The 26,659-nt window shown below is 63.6% G+C and carries 26 protein-coding genes and 1 pseudogene; 20 read left to right on the top strand and 7 right to left on the bottom strand.

Annotation, left to right across the window (positions count from 1 at the left end; genetic code table 11):
* The first annotated feature begins 168 nt into the window (after positions 1-168).
* The 9 genes from JQ574_RS12625 to JQ574_RS12585 all read left to right on the top strand — a co-directional run bounded on the left by JQ574_RS12625 (position 169) and on the right by JQ574_RS12585 (position 8,443).
* Positions 169-1,203, top strand: coding sequence for an ABC transporter substrate-binding protein (locus tag JQ574_RS12625; protein ID WP_212209085.1), 1,035 nt, complete (start codon positions 169-171; stop codon positions 1,201-1,203).
* Between the two features lie 109 nt (positions 1,204-1,312).
* Positions 1,313-2,356: an ABC transporter ATP-binding protein gene (locus JQ574_RS12620; protein ID WP_212209086.1), complete on the top strand. Its 1,044-nt coding sequence runs from the start codon at positions 1,313-1,315 to the stop codon at positions 2,354-2,356.
* Positions 2,353-3,261 (top strand): ABC transporter permease, encoded by a 909-nt coding sequence (locus tag JQ574_RS12615; protein WP_212276632.1) that lies wholly within the window; start codon positions 2,353-2,355, stop codon positions 3,259-3,261. The genes JQ574_RS12620 and JQ574_RS12615 overlap by 4 nt, the downstream gene beginning before the upstream one ends.
* Positions 3,258-4,064 (top strand): ABC transporter permease, encoded by an 807-nt coding sequence (locus tag JQ574_RS12610; RefSeq protein ID WP_212209088.1) that lies wholly within the window; start codon positions 3,258-3,260, stop codon positions 4,062-4,064. Before JQ574_RS12615 ends, JQ574_RS12610 begins: the two co-directional genes overlap by 4 nt.
* Before the next feature lie 8 nt (positions 4,065-4,072).
* Positions 4,073-5,212 (top strand): FAD-binding oxidoreductase, encoded by a 1,140-nt coding sequence (locus JQ574_RS12605; protein WP_212209089.1) that lies wholly within the window; start codon positions 4,073-4,075, stop codon positions 5,210-5,212.
* Positions 5,213-5,247: 35 nt separating this feature from the next.
* Complete coding sequence (locus tag JQ574_RS12600; RefSeq protein WP_212001941.1) at positions 5,248-5,544, top strand: (2Fe-2S)-binding protein; 297 nt, start codon at positions 5,248-5,250, stop codon at positions 5,542-5,544.
* Positions 5,541-6,959 (top strand): NAD(P)/FAD-dependent oxidoreductase, encoded by a 1,419-nt coding sequence (locus JQ574_RS12595; protein ID WP_212209090.1) that lies wholly within the window; start codon positions 5,541-5,543, stop codon positions 6,957-6,959. The genes JQ574_RS12600 and JQ574_RS12595 overlap by 4 nt, the downstream gene beginning before the upstream one ends.
* Complete coding sequence (locus JQ574_RS12590) at positions 6,956-8,077, top strand: FAD-binding oxidoreductase (RefSeq protein WP_212209091.1); 1,122 nt, start codon at positions 6,956-6,958, stop codon at positions 8,075-8,077. The genes JQ574_RS12595 and JQ574_RS12590 overlap by 4 nt, the downstream gene beginning before the upstream one ends.
* Before the next feature lie 18 nt (positions 8,078-8,095).
* Positions 8,096-8,443 (top strand): RidA family protein, encoded by a 348-nt coding sequence (locus tag JQ574_RS12585; protein WP_212209092.1) that lies wholly within the window; start codon positions 8,096-8,098, stop codon positions 8,441-8,443.
* A 190-nt stretch (positions 8,444-8,633) separates the two neighbouring features.
* Here the strand turns inward: JQ574_RS12585 and JQ574_RS12580 are convergent, their stop codons facing one another.
* From JQ574_RS12580 to JQ574_RS12560, 5 genes are all read right to left on the bottom strand, one after another.
* Positions 8,634-8,843 carry a hypothetical protein gene (locus JQ574_RS12580; RefSeq protein ID WP_212209093.1) on the bottom strand — a complete coding sequence of 70 codons (210 nt, stop codon included), beginning with the start codon at positions 8,841-8,843 and terminating at the stop codon, positions 8,634-8,636.
* Between the two features lie 185 nt (positions 8,844-9,028).
* Positions 9,029-9,769, bottom strand: coding sequence for a DUF3750 domain-containing protein (locus JQ574_RS12575; RefSeq protein ID WP_249119293.1), 741 nt, complete (start codon positions 9,767-9,769; stop codon positions 9,029-9,031).
* 193 nt (positions 9,770-9,962) lie between these two features.
* Complete coding sequence (locus JQ574_RS12570; protein WP_212209094.1) at positions 9,963-10,412, bottom strand: nuclear transport factor 2 family protein; 450 nt, start codon at positions 10,410-10,412, stop codon at positions 9,963-9,965.
* A gap of 307 nt (positions 10,413-10,719) precedes the next feature.
* The gene (locus JQ574_RS12565) at positions 10,720-10,914 is read right to left on the bottom strand and encodes a hypothetical protein (RefSeq protein ID WP_212209095.1); all 195 of its coding nucleotides are present in this window, start codon (positions 10,912-10,914) and stop codon (positions 10,720-10,722) included.
* Between the two features lie 82 nt (positions 10,915-10,996).
* Positions 10,997-11,329: a hypothetical protein gene (locus tag JQ574_RS12560; protein WP_212209096.1), complete on the bottom strand. Its 333-nt coding sequence runs from the start codon at positions 11,327-11,329 to the stop codon at positions 10,997-10,999.
* On the opposite strand from JQ574_RS12560, the gene JQ574_RS12555 reads away from it, so the two are divergent.
* Entirely contained in the window at positions 11,328-12,536 is a 1,209-nt protein-coding gene (locus JQ574_RS12555; RefSeq protein ID WP_312014593.1) for a DUF1236 domain-containing protein, read from the top strand. The genes JQ574_RS12560 and JQ574_RS12555 overlap by 2 nt on opposite strands.
* 65 nt (positions 12,537-12,601) lie before the next feature.
* Here JQ574_RS12555 and JQ574_RS12550 read toward each other — a convergent pair whose 3' ends face one another.
* Positions 12,602-14,071 (bottom strand): mannitol dehydrogenase family protein, encoded by a 1,470-nt coding sequence (locus JQ574_RS12550; RefSeq protein ID WP_212209098.1) that lies wholly within the window; start codon positions 14,069-14,071, stop codon positions 12,602-12,604.
* Positions 14,072-14,257: 186 nt separating this feature from the next.
* Between JQ574_RS12550 and JQ574_RS12545 the strand changes: the two genes are divergently transcribed.
* The 10 genes and pseudogenes from JQ574_RS12545 (at position 14,258) to JQ574_RS12500 (ending at position 24,258) form a co-directional block, all read left to right on the top strand.
* Positions 14,258-14,992 (top strand): FadR/GntR family transcriptional regulator, encoded by a 735-nt coding sequence (locus tag JQ574_RS12545; protein WP_212209099.1) that lies wholly within the window; start codon positions 14,258-14,260, stop codon positions 14,990-14,992.
* A 79-nt stretch (positions 14,993-15,071) separates the two neighbouring features.
* Complete coding sequence (locus tag JQ574_RS12540; protein WP_212209100.1) at positions 15,072-16,049, top strand: sialic acid TRAP transporter substrate-binding protein SiaP; 978 nt, start codon at positions 15,072-15,074, stop codon at positions 16,047-16,049.
* A gap of 82 nt (positions 16,050-16,131) precedes the next feature.
* Positions 16,132-16,707: a TRAP transporter small permease gene (locus JQ574_RS12535; RefSeq protein ID WP_212209101.1), complete on the top strand. Its 576-nt coding sequence runs from the start codon at positions 16,132-16,134 to the stop codon at positions 16,705-16,707.
* A 4-nt stretch (positions 16,708-16,711) separates the two neighbouring features.
* Positions 16,712-18,118: a TRAP transporter large permease gene (locus JQ574_RS12530; protein WP_212209102.1), complete on the top strand. Its 1,407-nt coding sequence runs from the start codon at positions 16,712-16,714 to the stop codon at positions 18,116-18,118.
* Positions 18,119-18,131: 13 nt separating this feature from the next.
* Positions 18,132-19,172: an L-idonate 5-dehydrogenase gene (locus JQ574_RS12525; protein ID WP_212209103.1), complete on the top strand. Its 1,041-nt coding sequence runs from the start codon at positions 18,132-18,134 to the stop codon at positions 19,170-19,172.
* A 24-nt stretch (positions 19,173-19,196) separates the two neighbouring features.
* Positions 19,197-20,390, top strand: coding sequence for a mannonate dehydratase (gene uxuA / locus JQ574_RS12520; RefSeq protein ID WP_212209104.1), 1,194 nt, complete (start codon positions 19,197-19,199; stop codon positions 20,388-20,390).
* A 261-nt stretch (positions 20,391-20,651) separates the two neighbouring features.
* The gene (locus JQ574_RS12515) at positions 20,652-21,554 is read left to right on the top strand and encodes a CHAD domain-containing protein (protein WP_212209105.1); all 903 of its coding nucleotides are present in this window, start codon (positions 20,652-20,654) and stop codon (positions 21,552-21,554) included.
* 53 nt (positions 21,555-21,607) lie between these two features.
* Positions 21,608-22,855 (top strand): annotated as a pseudogene (locus tag JQ574_RS12510) (SulP family inorganic anion transporter); the annotation flags it as partial.
* 55 nt (positions 22,856-22,910) lie between these two features.
* On the top strand, positions 22,911-23,546 hold the full coding sequence (locus JQ574_RS12505; RefSeq protein WP_212209107.1) for an FMN-binding negative transcriptional regulator: 636 nt from the start codon (positions 22,911-22,913) through the stop codon (positions 23,544-23,546).
* A 70-nt stretch (positions 23,547-23,616) separates the two neighbouring features.
* Entirely contained in the window at positions 23,617-24,258 is a 642-nt protein-coding gene (locus tag JQ574_RS12500; RefSeq protein WP_212209108.1) for a pyridoxamine 5'-phosphate oxidase family protein, read from the top strand.
* Positions 24,259-24,267: 9 nt separating this feature from the next.
* On the opposite strand, the gene JQ574_RS12495 is transcribed toward JQ574_RS12500, so the two are convergent.
* Positions 24,268-26,517 (bottom strand): hypothetical protein, encoded by a 2,250-nt coding sequence (locus JQ574_RS12495; protein WP_212209109.1) that lies wholly within the window; start codon positions 26,515-26,517, stop codon positions 24,268-24,270.
* Positions 26,518-26,659: the final 142 nt, after the last annotated feature.

Here is a 26,659-nt window from a genome sequence, read left to right as displayed (position 1 = left end):
GGCTGGAGATAGCTGATTTTTTGGGCGACGCCGGTCGGGAGCGGACCGGTGATGGCCAAATCTCCACGCGGATCCGACATAGCGTCGTACCGCGATACCGAGAGCCGGACAGAACAAGGATGCGCTCGTGATGTTACCCAGCAAACGGACTATTGGAGATCGATCGATATGAAGCATCTCGCCTTTGTCGGAGCCGTCAGCATTGCCGCGATCGCCCTAGCCCCGTCGGCGGGTTTGGCGCAGCAGAAGACACTCTATGTCGCCGGTTACGGCGGCTCGTTTGAGAAGACGATCCGCGACGAAGTCATCCCGGCGTTCGAAAAGGCGAACGGCGTCAAGGTCGAATATGTCGCCGGCAACTCGACCGACACGCTTGCCAAGCTGCAAGCCCAGAAGGGCAACCAGCAGATCGATGTGGCGATCGTCGATGACGGTCCGATGTACCAGGCCATCCAGCTCGGCTTCTGCGGCAAGCTCGAAGGCCTTCCCGCCGATATTTACGAGGCCGCACGCTTCAAGGACGACCGCGCGGTTGGCATTGGTCTGGTCGCAACCGGCCTGATGTACAACACTAAAATCTTCGCGGACAAGGGCTGGGCGCCGCCGACCTCCTGGAACGATCTCAAGGATCCAAAGTACCAGAAGCAGCTCGTCATTCCGCCGATCAATAACACCTATGGCCTGCACACCTTGCTGATGCTCGCCCGGATGAACGGTGGCAGCGAGGTCAATGTCGACGCCGGCTTCAAGATCATCAAGGCCGACGTCAATCCCAACGTGCTGGCCTATGAGCCTTCGCCGGGCAAGATGACCGAGCTGTTCCAGTCCGGCCAGGCCGTGTTGGCCGTGTGGGGCACGGCCCGGGTCCAGAGCTTCGCCAACACCGGCTTCCCCGTCGACTTCGTCTATCCGAAGGAAGGTGCGGCCACGTTGCTGACGACCGCTTGTCCGATCACCAAGCCAAACGCATCGCCGCTTGCATCGGCATTCGTCAAGACGCTGCTCGAGCCGAAAGTACAGCTCGTGCTGCTGAAGGACTACGGCTACGGCCCGGTATTGAAATCGGTCGTGGTCCCGCCGGAACTCGGCAAGATGGCGCCGATCGGCGAGCGCGCCGCGAAACTCTATACGCCCGACTGGACCGTCATCAACGACAAGCGCGAGGAATGGACCAAGCGCTGGAATCGCGAGGTCGAGCGCTGAGCCGACTGCTGAGTCAAGGCTCGGCGCAGGCGGACACAATTTCGGCGATGGTCCGCGCGACGCCGCAGGCCATCGTCGCGCTTTGCCACAGCAGCACCCGGAAGCATCCATGTCCTTTCTTGAGCTCGACCGTGTCGCAAAACAGTTCGGCGCGCAGACTGTGGTCGATGACTTCAGTCTGACTGTCGGCAAGGGCGAGTTCGTCTCCTTCCTCGGCCCGTCGGGCTGTGGCAAGACCACGACGCTGCAGATGATCGCGGGTTTCCTCGATCCCTCGCGCGGCGCGATCCGGCTCGAAGGACGCGACCTGACCGCGGTGCAGCCGGCGAAGCGCGGGCTCGGCATCGTCTTTCAGAGCTACGCGCTGTTCCCGCACATGACGGCGGCCGAGAACGTCGCCTTTGGCCTCGAGATGCGGCGCGTGCCGCGGTCCGAGTGCCGCGAGCGCGTCCGCGCCACGCTCGCGATGGTCGGGCTCGCCGGCTACGAGGAACGCTATCCGCGGCGGATGTCCGGCGGTCAGCAGCAACGCGTCGCGCTTGCCCGCGCGCTCGTGATCCGGCCGAGCGTGCTGCTGCTCGACGAGCCGCTGTCGAACCTTGACGCCAAGCTGCGCGAGGAAATGCAGATCGAGCTGCGCCAGATCCAGCGAAATCTCGGCACCACCACGATTCTCGTCACCCACGACCAGAACGAGGCGATGTCGCTGTCCGACCGGATCGTGGTGATGAGCCAGGGCCGCATCGAGCAGATCGGAACGCCGCAGGAAACCTACGAGCGGCCGGCGTCCGCTTTCGTGTCCCAGTTCCTCGGCAAGACCAATGATTTCGCCGCGACCATCGACCGGACCGCCACGCCGGGACGGCTGATCGCGGGATCCTGGAGCGCGCCGGCACCGGCCGGACTCGCGGGCCCGGTGACGGTCAGCATCCGACCCGAACGGATCGGGTTCGGCGACGCCGGGCTCGCGGCGAAGATCGTCACCCGCATCTTCCAGGGCAATCACTGGCTGTTCCAGTGCGAGAGCGAATGCGGCGCGGTGATCGTGATCCGCCAGAACGACGGCCAGCCGCAGCCCGCGGAGGGCGAGGCCGTCCGGCTCGCCTGGCGGCCGGAAGACATGAGCCTGCGGCGCGCCGGAGCTGCCGCATGAGCGCGGTCGTCGATGCGGCTCCGCCGAGCGCGAAACCTGCGACGGACGGGCGCGATGCGCGCACGGCGTGGCTGCTGACCGCGCCCGCGCTGATGCTGTTCGTCGGCGTGCTGGTGATTCCGCTTGCCATGACGGTGATGCTCTCGTTCCACGACTGGGGCCAGTACAAGGGCATCGAGCCGGTCTTCATCCTGAAGAACTGGCACGAGGTCGCGACCGATCCCTATTTTGCCGAGATGTTCTGGCGGACGTTTCGCATCGCGCTGCTGACGACGCTGATCACCGCCGTGCTCGGTGCGCCGGAGGCCTACATTCTCAACCGCATGAGCGGACGCTGGAAGAGCTTCTTCCTGCTGGTGATCCTTGGCCCGTTGCTGATCTCCGTGGTGGCGCGCACGCTCGGCTGGGCGCTGCTGTTCGGCGGCAGTAACGGCCTCGTCAACAAGCTGCTGATGTCGCTCGGGCTGATCGGCTCGCCGCTGCCCTTCATGTTCACCGAGACCGGTATCGTCATCGCACTTGCGCATGTGATGATGCCGTTCATGGTGTTGTCGGTCTGGGCCGCGCTGCAGCGCGTCGACCCGCAGATCGAGAACGCCGCGCTGTCGCTCGGCGCCGGCCCGTTCACCATCATCCGCCGCATCGTGCTGCCGCAGATCATGCCGGGCGTGTTGTCGGGCGCGATCATCGTGTTCTCGCTGTCGGCCAGCGCTTTCGCGACGCCCGCCATCATCGGTGGCCGCCGGCTCAAGGTCGCGGCGACGCTCGCCTATGACGAGTTTCTCAACACGCTGAACTGGCCGCTCGGTGCGGCGGTCGCGGTGCTGCTGCTGGTGGCGCTGGTGCTGATCGTCGTCGGCAGCAATGCGCTGATCGAGCGGCGCTACGCCGAGGTGTTCCGATGAGGACCAACGGCCCGCTCGCGCTCACCTTCCATACGATCTTTGTCGTCATCATGCTGGCGCCGATCCTGGTGGTCTGCCTCGTCGCCTTCACGCCCGAGGGCTATTTGTCGCTGCCGACCCACAGTTTCTCGCTGCGCTGGTTCAGGGCGATCGCGAATTATCCCGAGTTCGTCCATGCGTTCTGGGTGAGCCTCGGGTTGGGTGCGCTGTCATCGCTGGTGGCGGTGCTGTTCGCGGTGCCGGCGGCGCTGGCCATCGCCCGTTACAGTTTTCGCGGCCGCGACACGCTCGCAGCGTTGTTCCTGTCGCCGCTGATGATCCCGCATGTCGTGCTCGGCATCGCCTTCCTGCGCTTCTTCACGGCGATCGGCATTGGCGGCAGTTTCGCAGGATTGCTGGTCGCGCATGTGGTGGTGGTATTCCCGTTCGCGTTGCGGCTGACGCTGGCCGCGGCGACCGGCATGGACCGCTCGATCGAGATGGCCGCGGTCTCGCTCGGCGCCGGCGACTGGACGCTGTTCCGCCGCGTGACGCTGCCGCTGATCCTGCCGGGCGTCATCAGCGGCTGGGCGCTGGCCTTCATTCAGTCCTTTGACGATCTGACCATGACCGTCTTCCTGGCGACGCCCGGCACCGAGACGTTGCCGGTTCGCATGTTCCTTTACATCCAGGACAACATCGATCCGCTGGTGACGTCAGTCTCAGCCAGCGTGATCGCGATCACCATGACCGCCCTGATCCTGCTCGACCGCTTCTACGGGCTCGACCGCGTGCTGGCCGGCAAGAACGACCCGGGGCGCTAGGAGTACCCATGTTGAAGGACTATGACGTCGCTGTCGTGGGCGGCGGACTGCTCGGCTCCGCTATCGCCTGGGGTCTTGGCCGGCTCGGCAAGAAGGTCGTTGTCCTCGACGAGGGCGACATCGCCAAGCGCGCGTCGCGGGCCAACTTCGCGCTGGTCTGGGTGCAGAGCAAGGGCCTCGGCATGCCGGCCTACACCGGCTGGACCATGCGGGCGTCCGAAACCTGGGGCAGGCTCGCCGCCGAACTAAAGGATCAGACCGGGCTCGACGTCGCCCTGCAGCAGAACGGCGGTTTCCACCTGACCCTCGGCGAGAACGAGTTTGCGCAGCGCGCGCAGCTTGTGACGCGGATGCACAACCAAGTCGGCGCGGCTGATTACCGGATGGAGATGCTGTCGGCTTCCGAGGTCAAGAAGATGCTGCCGCTGATCGGTCCGGAGGTCTCCGGCGGCAGCTTCTGCCCATGGGACGGGCATGTGAATTCGCTGCGCACCTTCCGCGCCTTCCACACCGGCCTGAAATTGTTCGGCATCGAGTACTTTCCCGAGCGGCCGGTCTCGGCGATCGCGCGGCGCGGCGGCGAATTCCAGCTCTCGACAGCGCAGGGCGAGATCCACGCCGGCAAGGTCGTGCTCTCCGCCGGCAACGCCAACCAGTCGCTCGCGCCGATGGTCGGCCTGTCGGCGCCGATGGGCCCGACCCGCGGCCAGATCGTGGTGACCGAGCGCACCATGCCGTTCCTGCCGCATCCCCTGACCACCATTCGCCAGACCGACGAAGGCACGGTGATGATCGGCGACAGCAAGGAAGATCAGCTCGACGATCGCACGCTGAACCATGCGGTCAGCGCCGTGATGGCGGATCGGGCGCAGCGCACGTTTCCGCATCTGGCGCGCCTGAACGTCGTGCGCACCTGGTCCGGCATCCGCGTGATGCCGCAGGATGGTTTCCCGATTTACGATCAGTCGGAGAGCGCGCCGGGCGCGTTCGTCACCTGCTGTCATTCCGGCGTGACGCTGGCCTCCAATCACGCCTTCGAGATTGCGCGGATGGTGGCGGCGGGCGCGCTCGAACCGGAACTGGTCGGGGCGTTCTCGGCCCGCCGCTTCGACGCCAACCATGCCGCGACCGGCAGCGGCTATTACTGACATCGACACGACCCGAAGGGGCGAAGAGGCAGCCAATGTTCAAACGATCCGATCAGGACAGCAGACGATCCGTGCACATCGTCGTGGACGGGGCCGCCGTCGCGGCGCGCGAGGGCGATACGGTGTCCGCAGCATTGCTCGCCTCCGGCCGTGACGTGCGCCGCGCGACTGCCGTGAGCGGCGCACCGCGTCTGCCCTATTGCATGATGGGCGTGTGCTTCGACTGCCTCGTCACCATCGACGGCGTCGGCAATCGGCAAGGCTGCCTGGTGCCCGTTGCCGAGGGCATGCAGATCGAGATCCAGAAGGGCAAGCGGGAGATCGGCCGATGAACACGACTGCCAGGCGCGACAGCTATGACGTCGTGGTGATCGGGGCAGGGCCTGCCGGACTCGCCGCCGCTGCGACCGCGGCCGAGGCTGGCCTGTCGACGCTGCTGCTCGACGAGAATGCCGGCCCTGGCGGTCAGGTCTGGCGCGCCATCGCCTCGACCCCGGTGACGAAACGCGACCACCTCGGCGCCGACTATTGGGCGGGCGCGGAACTGGTCGAGGCGGTGCGATCGAGCGGCGCCGAGATCATTCAGCGCGCGACCGTGTGGAGCCTCGACAAGCATCTCGAGATCGGCGTGTCGGTCGGCGGCGCGTCGTTCTTCGTCAAGGCGCGTCGTGTAATTCTGGCGACGGGCGCGCTGGAGCGGCCGTTTCCGATTCCCGGCTGGACCCTTCCGGGCGTGATGACCGCAGGCGCGGCGCAGACCATGCTGAAATCATCGGGCCTCGTGCCGGACGGGCCGACGGTGATCGCGGGCCAGGGGCCGCTGCTTTGGCTGCTCGCCGCGCAGATCCTGCGCCTCGGCGGCCGCATCGACCGCATCCTCGATACCACCGAGCGTCGAAATTATCTTGCCGCGCTGCCTCACGCCTTCGCCTTCATGACGTCGCCCTATTTCGCAAAGGGTTTTGCGTTGATGAGGCAGGTGCGCGCGAAAGTGCCTGTGGTGTCTGGCGTCACCGAACTCGCTGCCGCCGGTGACGGCGAGCTCGCAACCGTAACCTATCTGTCCGGCAGCCGGCGCGAGACTGTTCCGGCCGAGTTGCTGCTGCTGCACCAGGGCGTAGTGCCCAACGTCAACCTGGCGATGGCGGTCGGGATCGAGCATCGCTGGGATGAGCTGCAATTGTGCTGGTCGCCGGTGCTCGATCGCGATTGCAATACGTCGGTCGAAGGCATCGCGATCGCCGGCGACGGTGCCGGGATCGGCGGCGCGGAAGCCGCCATTGTCCGCGGCCGTATCGCTGCGCGCGCCGCGGTCGAGGCGCTGGCGCCTGCGGCTGCTTTCAAGCTCGCGCCGATGGCGACCTTCAGGGCATCGCTGGTAAAGGCCGAGCGCGGCCGCATTTTCCTCGACACGCTGTTCCGTCCGGCCCCGCAATTTCGCATCCCCTCTGACGACACCATCGTCTGTCGCTGCGAGGAGGTATCGGCCAAGGACATTCTCGACGCCGTCGCGATCGGTGCGACCGGTCCGAACCAGCTCAAGGCCTATCGCCGCACCGGCATGGGTCCCTGCCAGGGCCGGCTCTGCGGCCTGACGGTCACCGAGCTGATGGCGCAGGCCCGTGGCAAGACGCCCCAGGAGATCGGCTACTATCGGCTGCGTGCACCGGTGAAGCCGATCACGCTGGCGGAACTGGCGGCGGTGCCGAAGACAGACGCCGACGTCAATGCGGTGGTGCGCGGATGACGAAGCTTGCGGATGCCATCATCGTCGGTGGCGGCATCCACGGATGCTCGACCGCGCTTCACCTGTGCCTCGCCGGCATGAAGCCGGTGCTGGTCGAGAAGGACTATGCCGGCCGCCACGCCTCGGGCGTCAATGCCGGCGGCGTCCGCCAGCTTGCACGGCATGTCGCCGAGATCCCGCTCTCGATCCGCTCGATGGGAATTTGGGAGCGGATCGAAGCGCTGGTCGACGACAGCTGCGGCTTCGAAAGCCACGGCCAGGTGCTGGTCGCCGAGAACGACACCGAATTTGATGCCTGTCGCGCGCGTGTCGCCGAGCTGAACGCGCTCGGCTTCACCCACGAGGAACTGATCGATGGGCCGGAGCTGCGGCGGCTGGTGCCGGCGGTGGCCGACAGCTGCCCCGGCGGGGTGGTGTCGCGGCGCGACGGCGCGGCCGAACCGGCCCGAACCACCACCGCGATCCGCCGCAAGGCCGAAGCGCTCGGCGCCACCGTCGTTGAGGGCGTCGCCGCGACCAACATTCGAAAGCAGGATGGGCTGTGGCGGGTCGATGTCGGTGCCGATAGCTATGCGGCGCCGGTGCTCGTCAATGCCGCCGGTGCCTGGGCCGGTCGCATCGCTGCTGATCTCGGCGAGCCGGTGCCGGTCGAGACCGTGGCGCCGATGCTGATGATCACGTCCCGCGTGCCGCATTTCATCGATCCCGTCGTGATCCTGCGCGGGCGCAAGCTGTCCTTCAAACAGTTCGCCAACGGCACGGTGCTGATCGGCGGCGGGCATCTGGCGACGCCGGATCAGGATCGCAACGAGACGGTGCTGGACTGGCGCAGCCTCGCCATCAGCGCCCGCACCGTGTTCGAACTATTTCCCGTGATGCGCAGCGCCACCATCGTGCGGGCGTGGGCCGGCATCGAGGCTCGCACAAAAGACGAACTGCCCGTCTTCGGCCCGAGCGCCCGCCACGTGGGGCTCTATCACCAGTTCGGCTTTTCGCTGCACGGCTTCCAGCTCGGTCCCGGCGCCGGCGCCGTGATGACGGAGCTGATCGTGAGCGGCGGCACCCAGACCCGGATCGGCGATCTCGGCATCGACCGCTTTCATTCTTCCCCACCCTGAAACCAAGATGAGGACATCATGAACATCATCCGCAACATCCGTACCCCGATTATGCACCGCGCCGTCGAAGCCAACAGTTTCGTCTTTGTCGGCGGCACGATCGCCGACGACACCAGCGTCTCGATGGGCGACCAGACCCGCGACATCCTCGGCAAGATCGCGGGCTATCTGAAGGAGGCGGGCACGGATCGATCGCGCGTCGTCAGCGCCTCGATCTTTGTCACGGATCTCTCGAAGAAAAAGGAGATGGACGCGGCCTGGACCGAATTCTTCGGTGACAATTTGCCGGCGCGCGCCACCGTCGGTGTGGCCGATCTCGGTGGCGGCGCCTTGATTGAGGTCGTGGTCACCGCGCTCAAAGGCTGAGGCGCGCATTTCCCTCTCGTTTCACCGGCTGACCGGTGAAACGAAGGGGACCGTGCGCGGTGCGGTCATTCTTCCGCTGGGCCGGCAAGGCTGCGACGGAGGCGCTGGGTTTCGCGCCACGTCTCACGAGCCTGTTTGCCAAAACGAGCGAGTCTGGTTGCGACCTGCATGATGATGAGTGTGACCATGGCTATCGGCCCGCTCTGGAGAACAAGCGATCGATTTGTCGCTCGGCATCATCTGACAGTTTTTGCAGCCCGTGGTCGGTAATGTACGTCTCAACGGCGCGGGCAGCCCGTCGCTCATTGGATTCGATACGAGCGCGCAACAATCTTGCAAAAAATGAAATCTTTTCGATCGGGGCAGAAAGCCAGGCCCCAGTGGTTAATACGTTCGCCATTAGATGGCTCCTTTTCGGAGTTGTCCTTGGGGCGAATTTCCTACCTGAGCCAGAGATAAGGGTTGCTGCGTGCAATGCGAGATCAAATTGCGCGCATCATGCATGAATTTTTGCCGCATCAGCGAGTGATGACGCGGTCACGGCTGACGACGCCAATCCGGTCAGCGGCAAAGGTTAACGGCGGGCTAAATTCCGGCGGCCATGCCCAATCGGCCGATGCCCGGAAATTTCAGCGCCGGCCGGCGAATATCCACTCCCAGCACCGCGCCGAGGAAATTGATTTCGAGGCCTTCGACCCATCCGACGGTGAGGCCGAGATAACCTCCAAGCGACGCAAAAACGCCGGTGCCGGAAGCCGTCAGTCCGAATGACTTGCCCTCGTAGGGATAGTCTTTTCCGATCGCGGTGGGCGGCAGCACAGCCATCAGTTCGGGGACCGCGTTGAGGACGGCCTGCACGAAGGTGTTGGAGTTCGGACCCGGCCACGGGCTGTAGTCGCCATAGGCCCGGAATCGATAATTTTCGACGACGTGACGGATCTTAGGAATGAGGCGGCTTGCTTCCTCGCCATCGACCGCGACGATGGTTTCGGGGGACGCGCCGAACCAGCGCGCATCGGCCGCGAAGCCGTTGGTCCGAATCGGCTCGCCCCAGGCGGTGTAGTCATAGCGGGTGTAGGTCGCGGCGTTCTGCTCCTTGATAACGATCCAGGTGTGGATCGCGAAGATCGCCTTCCAACGCAGCGTGCGCGCGCCATAAATGCGAATGACCGCCTCGGGGTGACGAGACGCCTCGGGCAAAAGCCCGGCGCTGGAGCGGTCCGCTGTCTGCCAGCTTCCACGCGGGTCATCGGACCAATAGCGGGCCGCCGATACACCGATCGGGAAAAAAACCAACGACAGAAAGATGATGACTAGTTTGATCAAGGGGGCGACGGGAGTGATTGATATGGAAACAACGATCCCTGATATAGTTCGGCTTTCTGTTTGCGCCAGTTTGGTGCCGAGTCTTTATGAAGGGGGCGCCACTCGCAAGGCAGACTGGCGCGATCCATCGGGAGACATCAGCCAGCGCACCGATGATCCGGCGCGCTGGCTTGAGCGCTGCACTCCGCGGCTGCTACCCGAGCTTGGTCGACGAGCGCGACAGCAGTTTCCAGTCCGACCCCTGCTTTAGCCACGTCATCAGGATGTGGAGGTTGGTGGAGGTCTTCTTGCCGTCGGCGACGGCCTCCTGCTCACCGAGCCAGTTGAACCGGACGGTCGCGACCGGGCCGACGACGCGGATCGCGGGGTCCTTATAGACCAGCGACAGCCACTTCGATTTTCCGCTGGTCGCGCCGGCGAGGAAGGCCGCTTTGTCCTCGACGCGGCCATCCGAGTGGCTGTAGCTGAGTTCGGCTGCGCAAAGCGACGCCAGCCCCTCGGCGTTGGCGGCGGCCTGCGCGGTGCGGAAGGCCTCGAGGTTCTTGGCGACCGCATCTTCATCGGCGCCGGCGAAGGCTGGCATCACGCCGAGAAGTCCGATGGCGAGTACCGGTAACGCAAGCTGACGACGATCGATGTCCATGGATTTCCTCCGTTGTTATGGTTTTGAGACCGTGCGTTGTTTTTGCTGGCCGGGATTCGCGATCGGGACAGGAGCCGGCCTGCGCACGCACGCGGTTGCGGCTTCCGCAGGACCGATTGAAACACAGGGTTGTGTCTTCTGAAAGTATTATCAGCGGTGTGCGCTGCGAGAGAAAGCGAGGTCGCTCGCGCAGGCGCGTCAGGTTTGCAATTTTTCTGCTTGTAATCTGGCTAGCGTCAGCTTCAGGCGAGCAGAGGCTCTGGAGCAGCCGCGTGGGCGTTAAATGCTGCCGCCATGCAGATCCGAATCAGACCAGCGCCGTCGGCTTTGGCGGATGGGCGGTCCGGGGATGATGATCGTGCAGGTAGGTTGCGAGCGTATTTGCAATGACGCCGTCATCGACGGCAGCCGCAAACAACATTTCCTGGGCGTCGCGCGACAGCTCTGGCCACACCTTCAGTGCTGCGTGACCGAGCAGCGCAGCGAACTTGCTTTCGTCCATCTCAAACCTCACGCGGTGCCGGAAGCCGGGCGCGCCGAAGGCCGCAGATTTCTCTGCGGCCTCGACTTGCGAAATTGAAATCCTAGTAGCGCGGTCCGACGCCAAATCCAACACCGACGCCGCCCGGTCCGACGCCGATACCGACGCTCGGGCCGTCATTGTAATAGCCGCGGCGTTCAATGTATCGCTCGCGCGGAGCGTAATAATTGTAGCTGTCGCCGTATTCCCGCTCAACGACGACGCGACGGCCGCCACGGGTACGGTAGCATTGGCCAAATTCGTCGCAGACCATTCTGACATGTTCGATGCCGTTATCCGGCATCACGGTAATGCCATTCGAGAGCGGTGCGGCCGTTGCGCCGGTAGCGAACAGGGTGCCGGCGCCAATCGCGAGCACTACGATCAATTTCTTCATGACTGAACTCCTTCAGGTCGATGATCACCAACCCCATCACTTACCGAATGTTCCCGGTTCCTCAATATTTGGCGCTGCGGAAATCGGAACCCGGCAGCCTCGGGCTCGTTCATCCCGAACGCAACAGGAGGAGTTCCAAATGAAAACACGTCTTCTTTTAACCACCGCCGTTGGTGTTGTCTTCGCCACCGCGGCATTTGCGCAGTCGCCAAAGGAGCCGTCGACCTCGCCGAGCCCGCAAACCCAAACGCCGCAGAAGGCACCTGACAGGTCAAGCGGCCAGACGCCGTCTTCGTCGCAGGCGCAGACGACGCCTTCCACTTCTTCCCAGTCTGGTGGAACGTCTGCTCCGGCTCAGGCGCAAACCAATGCTCCGTCGCCGTCCAACAACCAGGCCCAGCAGACGCCTGCAACCGGCAGCTCGAGCAATCAGGCGCAGCAGGCGCCGGCAAGCTCCAACACAACAGCGCAGCAGCCGCCGCAGAACACAACAGCGCAACAACCGTCACAGAACACCACCGCGCAGCAGCCCTCGCAGAGCACCACTGCGCAGCAGCCTGCCCAGTCGACCAACCCGCCTTCGAATACGGCGCAATCCTCGTCGACCAACGTGAATGCGTCGGTCAATATCAACGATCAGCAGCGAACGCGGGTCACGCAATCGATCTCGCGGCTGAACGTGCAGCCGCTCACCAACGTCAACTTCTCGCTCTCGGTCGGCACAGCCGTTCCGCGTGACGTGCGGCTGCAGACACTCCCTGCGGACGTCGTGGAAATCGTTCCGCAGTATCGCGGATACAGCTTCTTTGTGGTGCGCGACGAAATCGTGATCGTCGAACCGTCCACCTACCAGATCGTGACGGTTCTGCCGCGTTCGGGCGGCTCGACGGCCGCCGCTCCGGCGCGCTCGCAGTCGAAGGCCGCGTTTACCGACAAGGATCGCGACGCGGTCCGCAAGCACGTCAAGACCAGAACTGAACGTACCGAACGTCAGGCCACCGGCAGCACGGCGCAAACCACCGGCAGTAGCGCAAGGATGGTGATCCGTCGTGGCGAGCGTTTGCCGGAAGCCGTCGAAGTGGACGAGTTTCCCGAGACGGTGTATCGGGACGCGCCCGCGCTGCGCGAGTATCGGTACATTCATCGCGAAAACCGGACCTATCTCGTCGATCCGGGCGAGCGAATGGTGATCGAGGAAATCGACTGACGGCATTCGGATTGAAAGGCGGCCTTCGGGCCGCCTTTCTCACGTCGGTGCGCTCGCCGGTCAGTCTATGCCGGCGCCCAGGCCTGCACCGCCCGACGGGCGCCCAATTCGTAGAGCTGCGCCAGGGCGCGCGTCACGGCGTCGCGCAGGCGGGGGTCGTTTCCAAATTCGCCGAAGATCGAACCAATGTCGAGCAACGCAGGCGCGAGCCGATCTGCGACGGGGCCGGCTTTCTTGGCGATCGCCGCCAGTTCCGCCGCGAGGGGATCGCGCACGTCGATCGTTTGTCCTTTCTCGTCGCTCGCCGTGACGTAGCGCATCCAGCCTGCGACCGCGAGCGCGTGCGTATTGATCGGCACGCCCTGCCGCAGCCGGTCCTGCATCGTGCCGAGCAGCCGCTGTGGCAATTTCTGCGATCCGTCCATCGCGATCTGCCAGGTGCGGTGACGCAGGGCAGGGTTGGTAAAGCGCTCGAGAAGCGAGGCGCTGTATCCCGCCAGATCGGTCCCCTCCGGCATCGAAAGCGTCACGGCGGATTCTTGCATCACACCGTGGGCGAACGCCGCAAAGCGATCGTCGGTCATGGCAGCGGCAATGGTCTCATGGCCCGCGAGATAGCCGAGATAGGCCAGCGCCGAGTGGCTGGCGTTGAGCAGCCGCAGCTTCATGTGTTCGAACGGTGTCACATCAGTGACGAGCTGCACGCCGGCGCGTGCGAAATCGGGCCGGCCGGCCGGAAAATTGTCTTCGACGATCCATTGCGTGAACGGCTCTGATATCACGGGCCATGCGTCGGTCATGCCGAGTTCGGACGAGACCGCCGCGCGATCGGCGTCGGTGGTCTCGGGGACGATGCGATCGACCATCGTCGACGGGCAGGCGACGTGATCGGCGATCCACTTTCCGAGCTCCGGCGATCGCAGGTGAGCGAACTCAGTCAGGATCCGTTTCACGGTATGGCCGTTGGCCGAAAGATTGTCGCAGGAGAGAACGGTGAAGGGCGCGATATCAGCCGCGCGGCGGCGCGCCAGCGCGGCCACGATGAATCCCGGGGCCGATCGCGGTGCATCGGGGTTTGCAAGGTCGTGGACGATATCGGGATGGTCAGCGTTAAGTTCGCCGGTCTGCGGCGTGTGGCAATAGCCCTTTTCAGTGATCGTCAGCGAGACGATGCGCGTGGCGGGATCAGCCATGCGCGCGATCAATTGCGCGGGGTTGTTCCTGGCGACCTGCGTCTGCAGCACCGAGCCGATGATCCGGTGTTCAGTGCCCGCGCCGGAGCGAACGGCAAGCGCATAGAGACAATCCTGCGGGGCGAGGGCGTCGTAGGTGTCCGAACTTCGAAGGCTGGCGCCGATGATTCCCCAGTCCGTCGCGCCGTTTGCGAGCAGGTCGTCGATCACGACCGCTTGGTGCGCACGGTGAAAGGCGCCGATTCCGAGATGGACGATGCCTGATGTGACGCCTGCCCGGTCGTAACCGGGGCGTCCGATATGGCTGGGGAGCCGGGCGAGGCTGGCGTTCGAGAGGCGCAAATCGGCCTCCTTTGGGTTGGAATGGCGGAATTTTCGCCATTCGCCTTGACATGGCGTACCCGTAAGGTCAATGTTTGGTCAATTGGTAAGGCCAATTTACCGATTGGCGGTTGGCTCAAGGCCAGCCGATTGGCCAAAGCCAGCCAGAAAAAGAACCGATCCGCGGGATCATTCGGGGGAAGCAGCGTGCCGTTAGAGGCAGTGGAAGCGCGACGCCTATACCGCCAGGTTGCCGATCAGCTGCGCGCCTTGATCGACAGCGGCGAATACGCCGTCGGCTCCAGGCTCCCCACCGAACGCGATATCGCCGAGCAATTGAAGGTCTCCCGTCCCACCGTGCGCGAAGCACTGATCGCGCTCGAAGTCGAAGGACGTGTTCGCATTCGTGTCGGCTCCGGAATCTATGTCAGCGACCCGGCCGCGCTGGCCGCGCCTTTGCCGGCCTCCGCAATGATCGAAGGGCCGTTCGAATTGCTGCGCGCCCGCGAATTCATCGAAGGCGCCATCGCCGAGCAAGCGGCGAGGGTGGCGAAGCCGGAAGATATCGCGCGCATCGACGCCTCGCTGCTGGCGATGGCAAACACCCAGCATCCCGGCGACGCCTCGATGATCCACGACCGCGCGTTCCATGTTGCGGTGGCGGGATGTCTGGATAACGCCGTGCTGGTTCGCGTCGTCGGCGAACTCTTTGACCAGCGGCTCAATCCCTATTTCGCCAAGCTCGCGCATTATTTCGAGAACCCGGAGTCCTGGGGCGCCGCGCTCGCCGAGCATCAGGCGATCCGCGACGCCATCGCCGCCCGCGATCCCGACGCTGCCCGCACCGCCATGCGCGAGCATCTGGCGCGTTCGCAGGAACGCTTTGCACAAAACTTTGGAGCCGAAGCCGCATCGCCTCACACAGAGGCAAGGAGCGGCTGATCACGCATTCGAACGGTTCGGCCAAAAAGGCTGAATCGGTTGAGTAACAAAAGCAAATGTAACAACGGAGGAGATTTCAATGTTGAAGAAATTGACGATTGTCATAGCGGCTTCCGCTGCTGCCTTGATTGGCGCCACCAGCGCCGGCATGGCGCAGACCAAGCTCAAATGGGCGCACGTCTATGAGACGTCAGAGCCGTTCCACACTGCATCGGTGTGGGCCGCACAGGAGATCGGCAAGCGCACCAACGGCCGCTATGCGATCGACGTCTATCCGGCCTCGCAGCTCGGCAAGGAGGCCGATATCAACCAGGGCCTCTCGCTGGGCTCGGTCGACATCATCATCTCCGGCTCGAGCTTCGCCGCCAAGAGCTTCCCGCCGATCGGCGTGACCTATTACCCCTACACCTTCCGCGATGCCGATCACCTTTTGGCCTACACCAAGAGCGATGTCTTCAAGGATCTCACCAAGGGCTATGAAGACAAGACCGGCCACCGTATCGTGGCGGTGACCTATTACGGCGTGCGTCACACCTCGTCGAACCGCCCGATCAAGGCCTGCGCGGACATGAAGGGCCTCAAGATCCGCGTGCCCGACGTGCCGGCCTATCTGGCGATGCCGCGCGCCTGCGGCGCCAACACCGCGCCGATCGCCTTCGCCGAGGTTTACCTGGCGCTTCAGAACGGCACCGTCGAAGCCCAGGAAAATCCGCTCACCACCATCGAGGCGAAGAAGTTCTACGAGGTACAGAAGCACATCGTGCTGACCGGTCACATCGTCGACCACCTCAACACGATCATCTCGGGCGGGCTCTGGAAGAAGCTCAGCGAAGAGGATCGCAAGATCTTCACCGACGTCGCCCAGGAAGCCGCCGCCAAGGCCACGGGCGAGATCAAGGTCAACGAGGCCAAGCTGGTCGATTTCTTCAAGCAGAAGGGTCTTACCGTCACCGAGGTCGACAAGGCCGCGTTCCGCGACACCGTGATCAAGACCACGAGCTTTGAAAGCTTCGACTACCGCAAGGCCGACTGGGAGCGCATCCAGGCGGTGAAGTAAACCGACGGGCTTTGCCCCTGCCTGCCGCGTCCTTCGGCGGGCAGGGGCAAGCTATCTCGAGCGCATTTGGAAAGAGACGCCGATGTCGGCTGAAGTGCACAAGCAGATCACGGCGGAAGAGATCGCCCATACGTTCGAGGACGAGGCGCCGAAGGGCGCCGACCTCAGTCCGTATGCGTTCGAGGACTGGCTGGCGCTGGTGATCTTCTGGATCATGGCGCTGTGCGTTTTCCTGCAGTTCTTCACCCGCTACGTCCTCAACGACAGCTACGCCTGGACCGAGGAGATCGCGACCTATTGCCTGATCGGCGTGGTGTTCATCGGCTCGTCGATGTGCGTGCGGCTGTCGCGGCACATCCAGGTCGACCTGGTGTTCCGTTATCTGCCGCATGCGGTGGGGCGCGCGCTCTCGACCGTGATCGATCTGATCCGGATCGCCTTCTTCGGCTATGCGATCAAGCTGGTCTGGGTCTACATCCAGATCATCGGCGAAGAGCGGATGACGACGATCAAGATTGAAAAAGGTTTTGTCTATTACGGCGTCCTGCTCGGCTTCGTGCTGATGTTCGGCCGTTCGATCCAGATCGCGATCGAAAACTGGCGGCGCGGCTATTCGATACTGGAGCGCCCCGGCGCCTTCGACGGAACGGAAGGGTAGGGCGATGCTGCTGCTGCTTGGGGCATTTCTGCTGTTGATGCTGGTCGGCCTTCCCGTTGCGCTCGCGATGGCGGTGTCGTCGCTGTTGTATATTCTCGTCACCGGCGTCACGCCCGACGTGACGCTGGCGCAGCGTATGATCGCGGGCGTCGAGAGTTTTCCGCTGCTCGCGGTTCCCTTCTTCATCCTCGCCGGCAATCTGATGAACATCGCCGGCGTCACCGGGCGCATCTACAGCTTTGCGGTAGCATTGGTGGGCTGGATGCGCGGCGGCCTCGGCCACGTCAACATCGTCGGCTCGGTGATCTTTTCCGGCATGTCCGGCACCGCGATCGCGGACGCCGCAGGCCTCGGCACCATCGAAATCAAGGCGATGAAGGACCACGGCTATTCGACCGAGTTTTCGGTCGGCGTGACCGCGGCGTCCGCGACGCTTGGCCCGATCATCCCGCCGTCGCTGCCGTTCGTGATCTACGGCATGATGGCGAACGTCTCGATCGGCGCGCTGTTCCTCGGCGGCCTCATTCCGGGCGTCGTCATGACCTTGATGATGATGGCGACCGTGGCCTATTTCGCCCACAAGAACGGCTGGGGCAGCGATACGCCGTTCTCCTGGCGGCAGATCGGCTCGGCCGGGCTCGAGATCGTGGTCGTGCTGTGCTTTCCGCTCGCGGTCTGGCTGCTGGTGCTCGCCGGGCTCTCGGTCAACATGGCTGTTGGCATCGGGCTCGTGGCGCTGCTGGCGCTCGACTGGTATTTCGATTTCTCCGCCGTGATGGCGCTGATGGCGCCGGTCATCCTGATCGGCGGCATGACGCTGGGCTGGTTCACGCCGACGGAGGCTGCGGTCGCCGCCGTGATCTGGTCGCTGTTCCTGGGGCTGGTGCGCTATCGCTCGATGACGTTGCAGACGGTGGCGAAGGCGACGTTCGACACCATCGAGACCACGGCATCGGTGCTGTTCATCGTGACGGCGGCCTCGATCTTCGCCTGGCTCTTGACGGTGTCGCAGGCGGCGCAGATCCTCACCGACGCGATACTCGGGATCACCCAGAACAAATGGGTGTTCCTGCTGCTGGCGAACATCCTGATCCTGTTTGTCGGCTGCTTCATCGACACCATCGCCGCGATCACCATCCTGGTGCCGATCCTGCTGCCGATCGTTCTGAAGCTGGGCATCGACCCGATCCATTTCGGGCTGATCATGACGCTCAACCTGATGATCGGCCTGTTGCACCCGCCGCTTGGCATGGTGCTGTTCGTGCTCGCCCGCGTCGCAAAGCTCTCGGTCGAGCGCACGACGATGGCGATCCTCCCCTGGCTGGTGCCGCTGCTGCTGGCGCTCGTCGCCATCACCTACATCCCGGAGCTGACGCTCTGGCTGCCGAAATATATGGGACTTGCTAAGTGATAGGACTCGCAAAATGACATCGAAGGCTTTGGCTGCAACACTGTTTGGCCCCGAGGATTTGCGCATGGTCGAGCGGCCGCTCGATCCGTTGGCGTCAGGCATGGTGCGGATCCGTTTCGGCGCCGGCGGCATTTGCGGCTCGGACATGCATTACTACCGCCATGCCCGCACCGGTGATTTCGTCGTCACCTCGCCATTGGTGCTCGGCCATGAGATCGCGGGCGAGGTCGTCGAGATCTCGGGCAGCGCGCCCGGCCTGAAGACCGGCGATCGCGTCGCCGTCAATCCATCGCGCTGGTGCGGCCATTGCACACCGTGCCGCGAGGGCCGTCTGAACCTGTGCGAGAACATCTTCTTCATGGGCTCGGCTTCCAAGACGCCGCACATGCAGGGCGGATTTTCCAGCCTGTTCGACGCCGTTCCCGCGCAGTGCGTCAAAATTCCGGACCATGTGACGTACCAGGCGGCGGCGCTGGCCGAGCCGCTCGCAGTCTGCCTGCACGCGGTCGCCCGCGCCGGCGACGTCAAGGGAAAACGCGCGGTGCTGTTCGGCTCGGGCCCCATTGGCCTGCTGACGATGCTGGCCGCGCGTCGCGCCGGCATTGCCGAAGTGACCGTCGTCGATATCGCCGCCGCGCCGTTGGCGTTTGCCACGCGGCTCGGCGCCAACCATGTCATCGACATCTCCAAAGGCGATGAAGCCCTGAAGGCTGTCGCGCCCTACGACGTCGCATTTGAAGTTTCCGGCACGGCGGCCGGCCTTGCCAGCGCGATCGGCGCGGTCAGGCGCGGCGGCGTCGTCGTCCAGATCGGCAATCTGCCGGGCGGGCAATTTCCAACGCCGGCGAACGCTGTCATGGCCAAGGAGATCGATCTGCGCGGCTCGTTCCGCTTCGGGCCGGAATTCATGACCGCGGTCGAACTGATTTCCGACGGCAGCGTCGATGTGCTGTCGCTGGTGACCGCCGAGCGTCCGCTCTCGGTCGCACCCGATGCGGTTCGTCTCGCGCTGGACCGCTCGCAAAGCGTCAAGGTCGTGCTGACGGCGCAGTGACCGGAAGATATTCAGGAGATTTTCATGATGCTGCAGGGATGGCGGTGGTACGGGCCTGATGATCCGGTGTCGCTCGACGATATCCGCCAGGCCGGCGCCACCGATGTGGTCACCGCGCTGCATCAGGTGCCGATCGGCGAAGCCTGGACGCGATCAGGCGTCCAGGAACGCAAGCACATCATCGAGAAAAGCCAGCCCGGCCGTTCGCAGCTGACCTGGTCGGTGGTGGAATCGATTCCGATCCCCGACGACGTCAAGCGCCTCGGCGGCAAGGCGACACGCTCGATCGAGGCCTGGATCGCCAGCCTGGAGGCGGTGGCATCGGCCGGCATCAAGATCATCTGCTACAATTTCATGCCTGTCGTGGACTGGTGCCGCACCGATCTGGAATGGGAGCTGCCGAACGGCGCCAAGGCGATGCGCTTCGACCAGGAGCGGTTCGCGGCGTTCGATCTGCACATTTTGCAGCGCCCGGAAGCGGCGGCGGAATATTCGGAAGCCGCCCGCGCCCGTGCCAAGCAGCTTCACGCCGGGATGACGCAGGCCGATATCGACGTCCTCGTCACCAACATCGCCAGCGCCTTGCCGGGGTCGACCACCGATCCCCTGACCATTCCGCAGTTCCGCGACCGCCTGCAGCAATATAGTGGCATCAATTCCGCCGTCCTGCGCCAGCATCTGATCGAGTTTCTCGCGCGCGTCACGCCCGTTGCCGAGCAGCTCGGCGTGACGCTGACGCTGCATCCCGACGATCCGCCGCGGCCGCTGTTCGGCCTGCCGCGCATCGCCTCGTCGGCGGAAGACTACCAGGTGCTGTTCGACGCGGTGCCGTCCAAGGCGAACGGCATCTGCTTCTGCACCGGCTCGCTCGGCGTACGTGCGCAGAACGATCTGCCGGCGATCGCAAAGCAATTCGCGCCGCGGATCGGCTTTGCGCATCTGCGCGCGACCAAGCGCGAAGCCGACGGCCTGTCGTTCTTCGAATCCGATCATCTCGACGGCGACGTCGATATGATCGCGGTTCTCAAGGCGCTGCTGACCGAAAACCGCAAACGTTCGGCAGGTGAAAAAATCATATTCCGGCCGGACCACGGCCATCGCATGCTCGACGATCTCGCCGAGACCAAGCGCACCAATCCCGGCTACACCGCGATCGGCCGGCTGCGTGGGCTGGCGGAACTGCGCGGCGCCATCCGCGCCATCGAGCACGCCGGCTGATCGCCCGGAATCATCGCGCGATCAAGCGGTTCCCGCCTGACCGATCTCAACTCCTGATTGGCCTGACACAAACCCTCTATCCCGGCTCGACGGTTGCGGCGATCGTTCTCCGCAAGCCGTGGCCTGCTTTTGGCCGGCGTACGGGCTGGCGCCGTGCGACGGGTCAGGCCATGTTAGGCGGGATGGACCGGAGCGCGTGACGGGGATGGAAGCTTTGCGGTGCGGTAGCCTGTATGCTCGGCCCGCCATCGGGCGTGGCAGATGAAGGGCGCTGGCAAAACCAAAATCGGCCTGCGCAAGGCCGCTGCGGCGACGCAGTTCGATTGCGCGACGGCGTTCCAGAAAATCGCACAGGACTGTGTCGGCAAGGTCAGGCTGCATCACAGCAGCGCCTGCGCAGGCGATGCCGAAGCCGTGCATCAGATTCGTGTCGCCATTACCCAGCTGCGGTCCGCCGTGTTCTTCTTTGCTTCGATTGTGGTCGATGCGGAATGGCGGCGCCTGAAGAAGGAGCTTGCATGGCTGAACGGCTCGCTCGGCGCCGCGCGCGACAGCGACGTGGTCGTGGAATATGCACGCCGCAAACGGTACCGGGACTGGGCGCAACGCATGATCGGCGAGGATCTCGAGGCGCATCAGACGCGCGATCATCGCCGGATGGTTCACTGCCTGCGTTCGGCGCGATTTCATGACCTGATCGAGGCGATGTCCAGCTGGATCGGGAGTGGGTCATGGCTGCCGCGTTGGGAGCGGATGCTGCGCCGCAAGTCCGCAAGGCCGCTGAAGGCCTATTGCAAGCGCGAGCTCAATCGCTGGCGCCGGCAACTGATCCGAAAAGGCCGGCGGCTCAAAGCCCTCGGCGCATCGGCTCGTCACCGGCTGCGGATCAGGGCGAAGCGCTTTCGCTACATGCTGGAGGCGCTGACGGGCATAGTCCCGGTGTTCGGCCATGGCGAATTCCGTCACGTCCACAAGCCGGCGAAACAGCTGCAACGCACGCTCGGCGATCTTCGCGATCTCAAGCGCTTCGCCAGGCCCGGACTGTCGGCTGAAGGCGATAATCCAGGCCAACGCCGGCCACCGGGCTATCGCCGGCAACGGCAAAAGTTGCGAAGCGCCGCGATATCGGCCTATCGCGGTCTCAAGGAAGCAGGGGCATGCTGACGCACGCTTGATCGTCGGCTATGATGCCTTAAGTCCCAATCGGTTTACCCGCGATGCCCGACGGCTCCGCCTCCGCTCATCTTTATCGTCCGAAACTCGCTACCGTGCTGGCCGAGGGATACCATCTTGGCCACTTCCGCCGGGATATGCTGGCGGCGCTGACGGTTGCGATCGTGGCGCTGCCGCTGTCGATGGCGATCGCCGTCGCCTCGGGGGTTTCGCCCGAGCGGGGATTATATGCCGCCGTCATCGGCGGCTTTCTAGTCTCGGCGCTGGGGGGCAGCCGCTTTCAGATTGGCGGCCCGGCCGGCGCGTTCATCGTGCTGGTCGCGGCCACCGTCAGCAAATTCGGCCTGGAAGGCCTGTTGCTGACCGTCTTCCTCTCCGGGTTCATGCTGACCCTGATCGGCCTGCTGCGGCTTGGCGTGCTCATTCGCTACATTCCGCACGCCGTGACCGTCGGCTTCACCTGCGGCATCGCGGTGACGATCTTTGCCAGCCAGCTGCTCGATCTCGGCGGCCTGAAATTAGCCGGTGTAGAACCCGGACCGTTGCTGCCCAAGCTTGCGGCACTGGGTCAGGCGCTGCCGACCATCAGCCCGGCCGCACTTGCGGTCGGCATCGGCTCGATCGCCTTGATTTTCCTGCTGCGGCTGATAGCGCCGAACTGGCCGGGCATGCTGATCGCGGTGACGCTGGCCTCGGTGGCGGCATGGCTGTTCGGCTTGCCGGTCGAGACCATCGGCAGCCGCTTTGGCCAACTGCCGGACGGATTGCCGGGACCCCGGTTGCCATCGATCTCGTATGCGTCCGTGGTCGAGGTGTTGCCGGCCGCGCTCTCCTTCACGCTGCTCGGCGCGGTCGAGAGCCTGCTCTCGGCCAAGGTCGCCGATGGCATGACGGGGCGCAAGCACCGCTACAATATGGAAGTCGTGGCACAGGGTGTCGCCAACGTCGCCTCCGCACTGTTCGGCGGCATCAGCGTCACCGGGACGATCGCGCGCACGGCCACCAATATTCGCGCCGGTGCGGTCAGCCCGGTGTCCGGCATGATGCATGCGCTGTTCGTGCTTGTGTTCATGGTGGTCGCGGCGCCGCTGGCCAGCTTCATCCCGCTGTCGGCGCTGGCGGGCGTGCTTGTCGTGGTGTGCTGGAACATGGCGGAGAAGGAAGAATTCCTTGATCTGCTGCACGACTGGCGCGGCGCCGGCGTGCTGCTCGCCACTTTCGGACTCACGCTGATCGAGGATCTTACGGTCGGCATCATCGCCGGCTGTGCGCTGGCGGCGGCGTTCGCCATTTTCGACCGCGCCAGGCGGCAAGACCCGTCCTCCTGAGTAAAGCAAGGAAGCTGCCGTGCACATCCTTCGTCCAATGTTTGCCTGGGACCGCGACGGCGCGCTGGAGTTTGCCGCCTCGCGTGGATTTGGTGCGATGGTTGCGAGCGGCGGCGCCGGCCCGATCAGTTCGCATGTGCCGTTCAGGATCGACCGGACGGGCGATGCCGTGACGGTGCAGTTTCACCTCACCGCACGAAACAAGCTGGCCGAACTCGCCGATGGAAAGACCCCGTTCCTTCTGATTGTCTGGGGCCCGGACGCCTATGTTTCCAACGACTGGTATGCGGCGCCGGATCACGTCTCGACCTGGCTCTATGAGGCCGTGCATCTTTCCGGTCCGGTGCGTCGGCTTTCGATGGAAAGCAATCGCGGCCATGGCGACGTGCTACTGTCGACCTTCGAGGAGCGGTTGACACCGAAGCAGCCATGGTCGCTGTCGACCATGGAGGCGACCAAGCGCGAGTCCATGCTGCAATCGATCGTCGTGCTCGAAATGGACGTGAAGCAGGTGGAAGGGCAGCGCAAGCTGAACCAGCACAAGTCAGATGAGGACTACGCCTCGATCACGCGGCATCTTTCGCAGTCGGAGGACGCCGACGCCCGCGAACTTGCGGCCAAGCTGAAGGCGCTTCGTCCCCATCTCGAATATTAGCCGTCCGGCCACGGCTGGCGGCTGCGCTGGATCGGCGTTAATGTCTCCCGAGAAAAAAGGGAGCAGGCCGATGTGGCAGCGGGCGTTCTATCACGAGGGCATGAGCGAACTGCAGGACCGGTTCGACGGGCGGCGTGTGGCCGAGGCGATCGAGCGGCACCGCAAGCATTACGAATTCTGGGACGACGAGAAGGCGCTGATCGAGAGTTCGCCGTTCTTCTTCATCGGCACTTCCTTTGCGGATTATGTCGACTGCAGCATCAAGTCGGGCGATCCCGGCTTCGTGAAAGTCGTTGGCCCGAACATCATCGAATACCCGGAGTATGACGGCAATTCGATGTACCGCACGCTCGGCAACCTGTCGAAGAATCCGAATGTCGGGCTGTTGTTCGTGCGCTTCGACGGCAAGAGCCGGCGCATGCGCATCAACGGCCGCGCCGAGATCCTCGATGACGCGGCGGCGATCGGCCGGCATTACGGCGCGCAGCTCGTGGTGCGGATCGAGTGCGAGATCTATCCGAACTGCCCGCGCTATGTGCCCGACCTCGCCGGCGCCAGTCCGTCGCCCGGCAATACGTCGCCCTATGTTCCCCGCGAAGGCGAGGGGCCACCGCCGCCGCCGGAGTGGAAGGGCCGCGATTACATCCGCGACATCCTGCCCGCCGGCGATCCGCATGCGGAGGTCGTCAAGACGGGTCCGCGTGAGAGCTGAACGTTTGCCCTAAGGCCGCGGCTGGTCGGCGGCCGACACCGTCACGTCAGGGCCAGGCTTGATGGGCCCGCTGATATACTTGTGGGAGTCGAGCGGATCGCACGTGACCGTGCGTGTCTTGTCGATTTCCTCGCCGACTGTTTTCGTCATCGGCGCGAAGCTGCCGTCTTCTGTCTTCAGGATGATCGGTTCCCCCTGCAGGCAGAAATCGGGGAATGCAATGCCGTGTCCGTCCTGACCTGCGAATTTTCCGACCAGTAGTTGGGATGCCTGCATTCTGGCGGCCGCCGATGCCCGCATCGGGCGTTTCGGATCGAACGGGCGATAGCAGGGGTAATCAGGAAGCGATTGGAACTTGTACTTTACCGTGCAGGCCGCCCCGCCGGTCTTCACGAATGGCGCGTCGGAGGGGCCGTCCGCAGCGCGCTCGAATACCAGCGTTTCCAGACTCAATGATTCGGCATTGGGACTGGCAGATTCGCCCGCAATTTCTGCTCGCGAAAAAACAAGTTGGGTTTTTGGGAGCCCCTCGCGCGTTTCGAGCACTAGGACAGGTCGCGAGGCCCAGGACCGGTGCAGGTTTACGTCACTTCCATTCATCATGAGCTTCACATCGCCGACGGCAGGGCTTTCTTTCTCAAAATCAATCATGCGGACACCGACCCCTTCCATCGAAGACTCCAGACTGAGGAAGCGGAGATCGTCTCGTTTACGCGTGATCGGCATCATCGGATCAAAACGGTCGTCGATGTCAAACTTCACCGTCTTCCTGATTCTTGATCCCGAAGCCTTTTTTTCCTGGGAGTGCGCGGTGACATCGATTACCAGCATGGTTCCTTTAGACGAGTATTTGACGCCCAGTGCATTCTGGAGAAGCCTGACCGGCAGCAATGCCGGTGATGGTGCAATATCACGCGCGAACAGGATTTGCTGCCCTGGACGGATGACTGCAAAGTTCTGAAAGGCGCCGAGGCCGGCGCCGCCGGAAACTTCCGGTCCGGAGAGGAGAATGCAATCGGCCTGGTCGTCGTTCTTTACCGTTTCTCGCTCGACCTTCCTGGACGCGGACCGCAGACAGAAGCTCAGGCTGCGATCATCTTCCCGCTTCGCGCTGATTGCGGCTGCAAAAATGCCATTTGCACTTGGTATCTCCATTGGAAGTGGTGAGCTCGCATACATATCGACCTCAACCATGGTAAGTTGGGAACCCGCCTCCTCGGAGCAGAGGTCACGCTTTGGCAATGTGTGGGTCAACAACTTCGCGGCATCCGCCAGGACCAGGCAGGAGATGGTGTCTCCCGGATTGTTCCGCGTCACCCAGATGAGATGATTCTTGCCCGCACCATCGACCAGCAGATGCGGTGCGGCGTGATGACGTCGCGGCGGCAGCCAAACCGGATTGGTGTTGGATAGGATTTGATCTTCGCGCTTGAGCAAGGCGTCGGGAAGCCGCTCGATCCCGACCGATCGGAGTTCCGCGCTGACGTCGCTGCGTCGTTCGGTGGTTTGAAAGACCGGTACGTCCTTGCAGGTGACGCAGGTCACCGTAAGGTTTGATCGCTTGTTCTCGAATGTCAGAATGACTTGATCGGGCTCGTCGTGGTACTTCTCCCGATCGATGGATTTAAAGGGATGATCGACCACCCGGCTGACCAGGAATCCGCTGGACCGCCAGGGATCCGAATCGAATTCGAAGTAGGTCGACCGGTCCCAGGCGCGATAGGCGTCGGCGCCGCCAATGCTCACGCCCGCCAGAACCATTTTTGAATCGGTCTCGCAGCGTGCCGCCTGATCCGCATCGTCGCCGTTCCGGATATAGAGGCAGAGCCGGAAAGCCGCATTCTGCATGATGCGATCGCAGTCGTTCTGGTTATAGCCGTAGGTAGCCAGGCCATGGCGATAGCAAAGATCGTGAAACACGCACGCCTGCCGGAACCGTTGCAACACGAGATGGCGTCTGCCTTTATCGTCTGCGCGATGGTCGAAGAAAATGTTGGTCAGGGCAGGGAGGCTGCAGTTCAATCCTTCGCCGCTGCCGCCGATGGTGCTGACGACGTCAGGGCCGGATTGGAAGGAAGCAACGGTGGGTGGCATCTCGCTGTCGGAAACGTCATCGACGTTCTTGTAGATGGAGTTGACCATCGTCTGGTGAAGGAAAATCATGTCAACGAGGACGACCAGCACCGGAAGCAGAAGTGCCGCAACGCAGGCGAGCAATAATCCAACTCCAAAACGCTTCGACACAAAACGCTTCGACATGAGATCCCCCGCGCGCAAGGAGCGAGAAACGGCCGGACAGGCGTTTGGCTTCAAGCGCGATGTCCGTTCAGAACGCCGTTCGCGACTTCGCAAAATAAGAGACGTATATCGGTGGAGAGATGACAACCATAGGTTAGTGGAT

This window comes from Bradyrhizobium sp. AUGA SZCCT0158 (assembly GCF_018130065.1).
In the GTDB taxonomy this organism is placed as follows: Bacteria; Pseudomonadota; Alphaproteobacteria; order Rhizobiales; family Xanthobacteraceae; genus Bradyrhizobium.
This window is presented reverse-complemented; position numbering and strand designations above follow the sequence as displayed.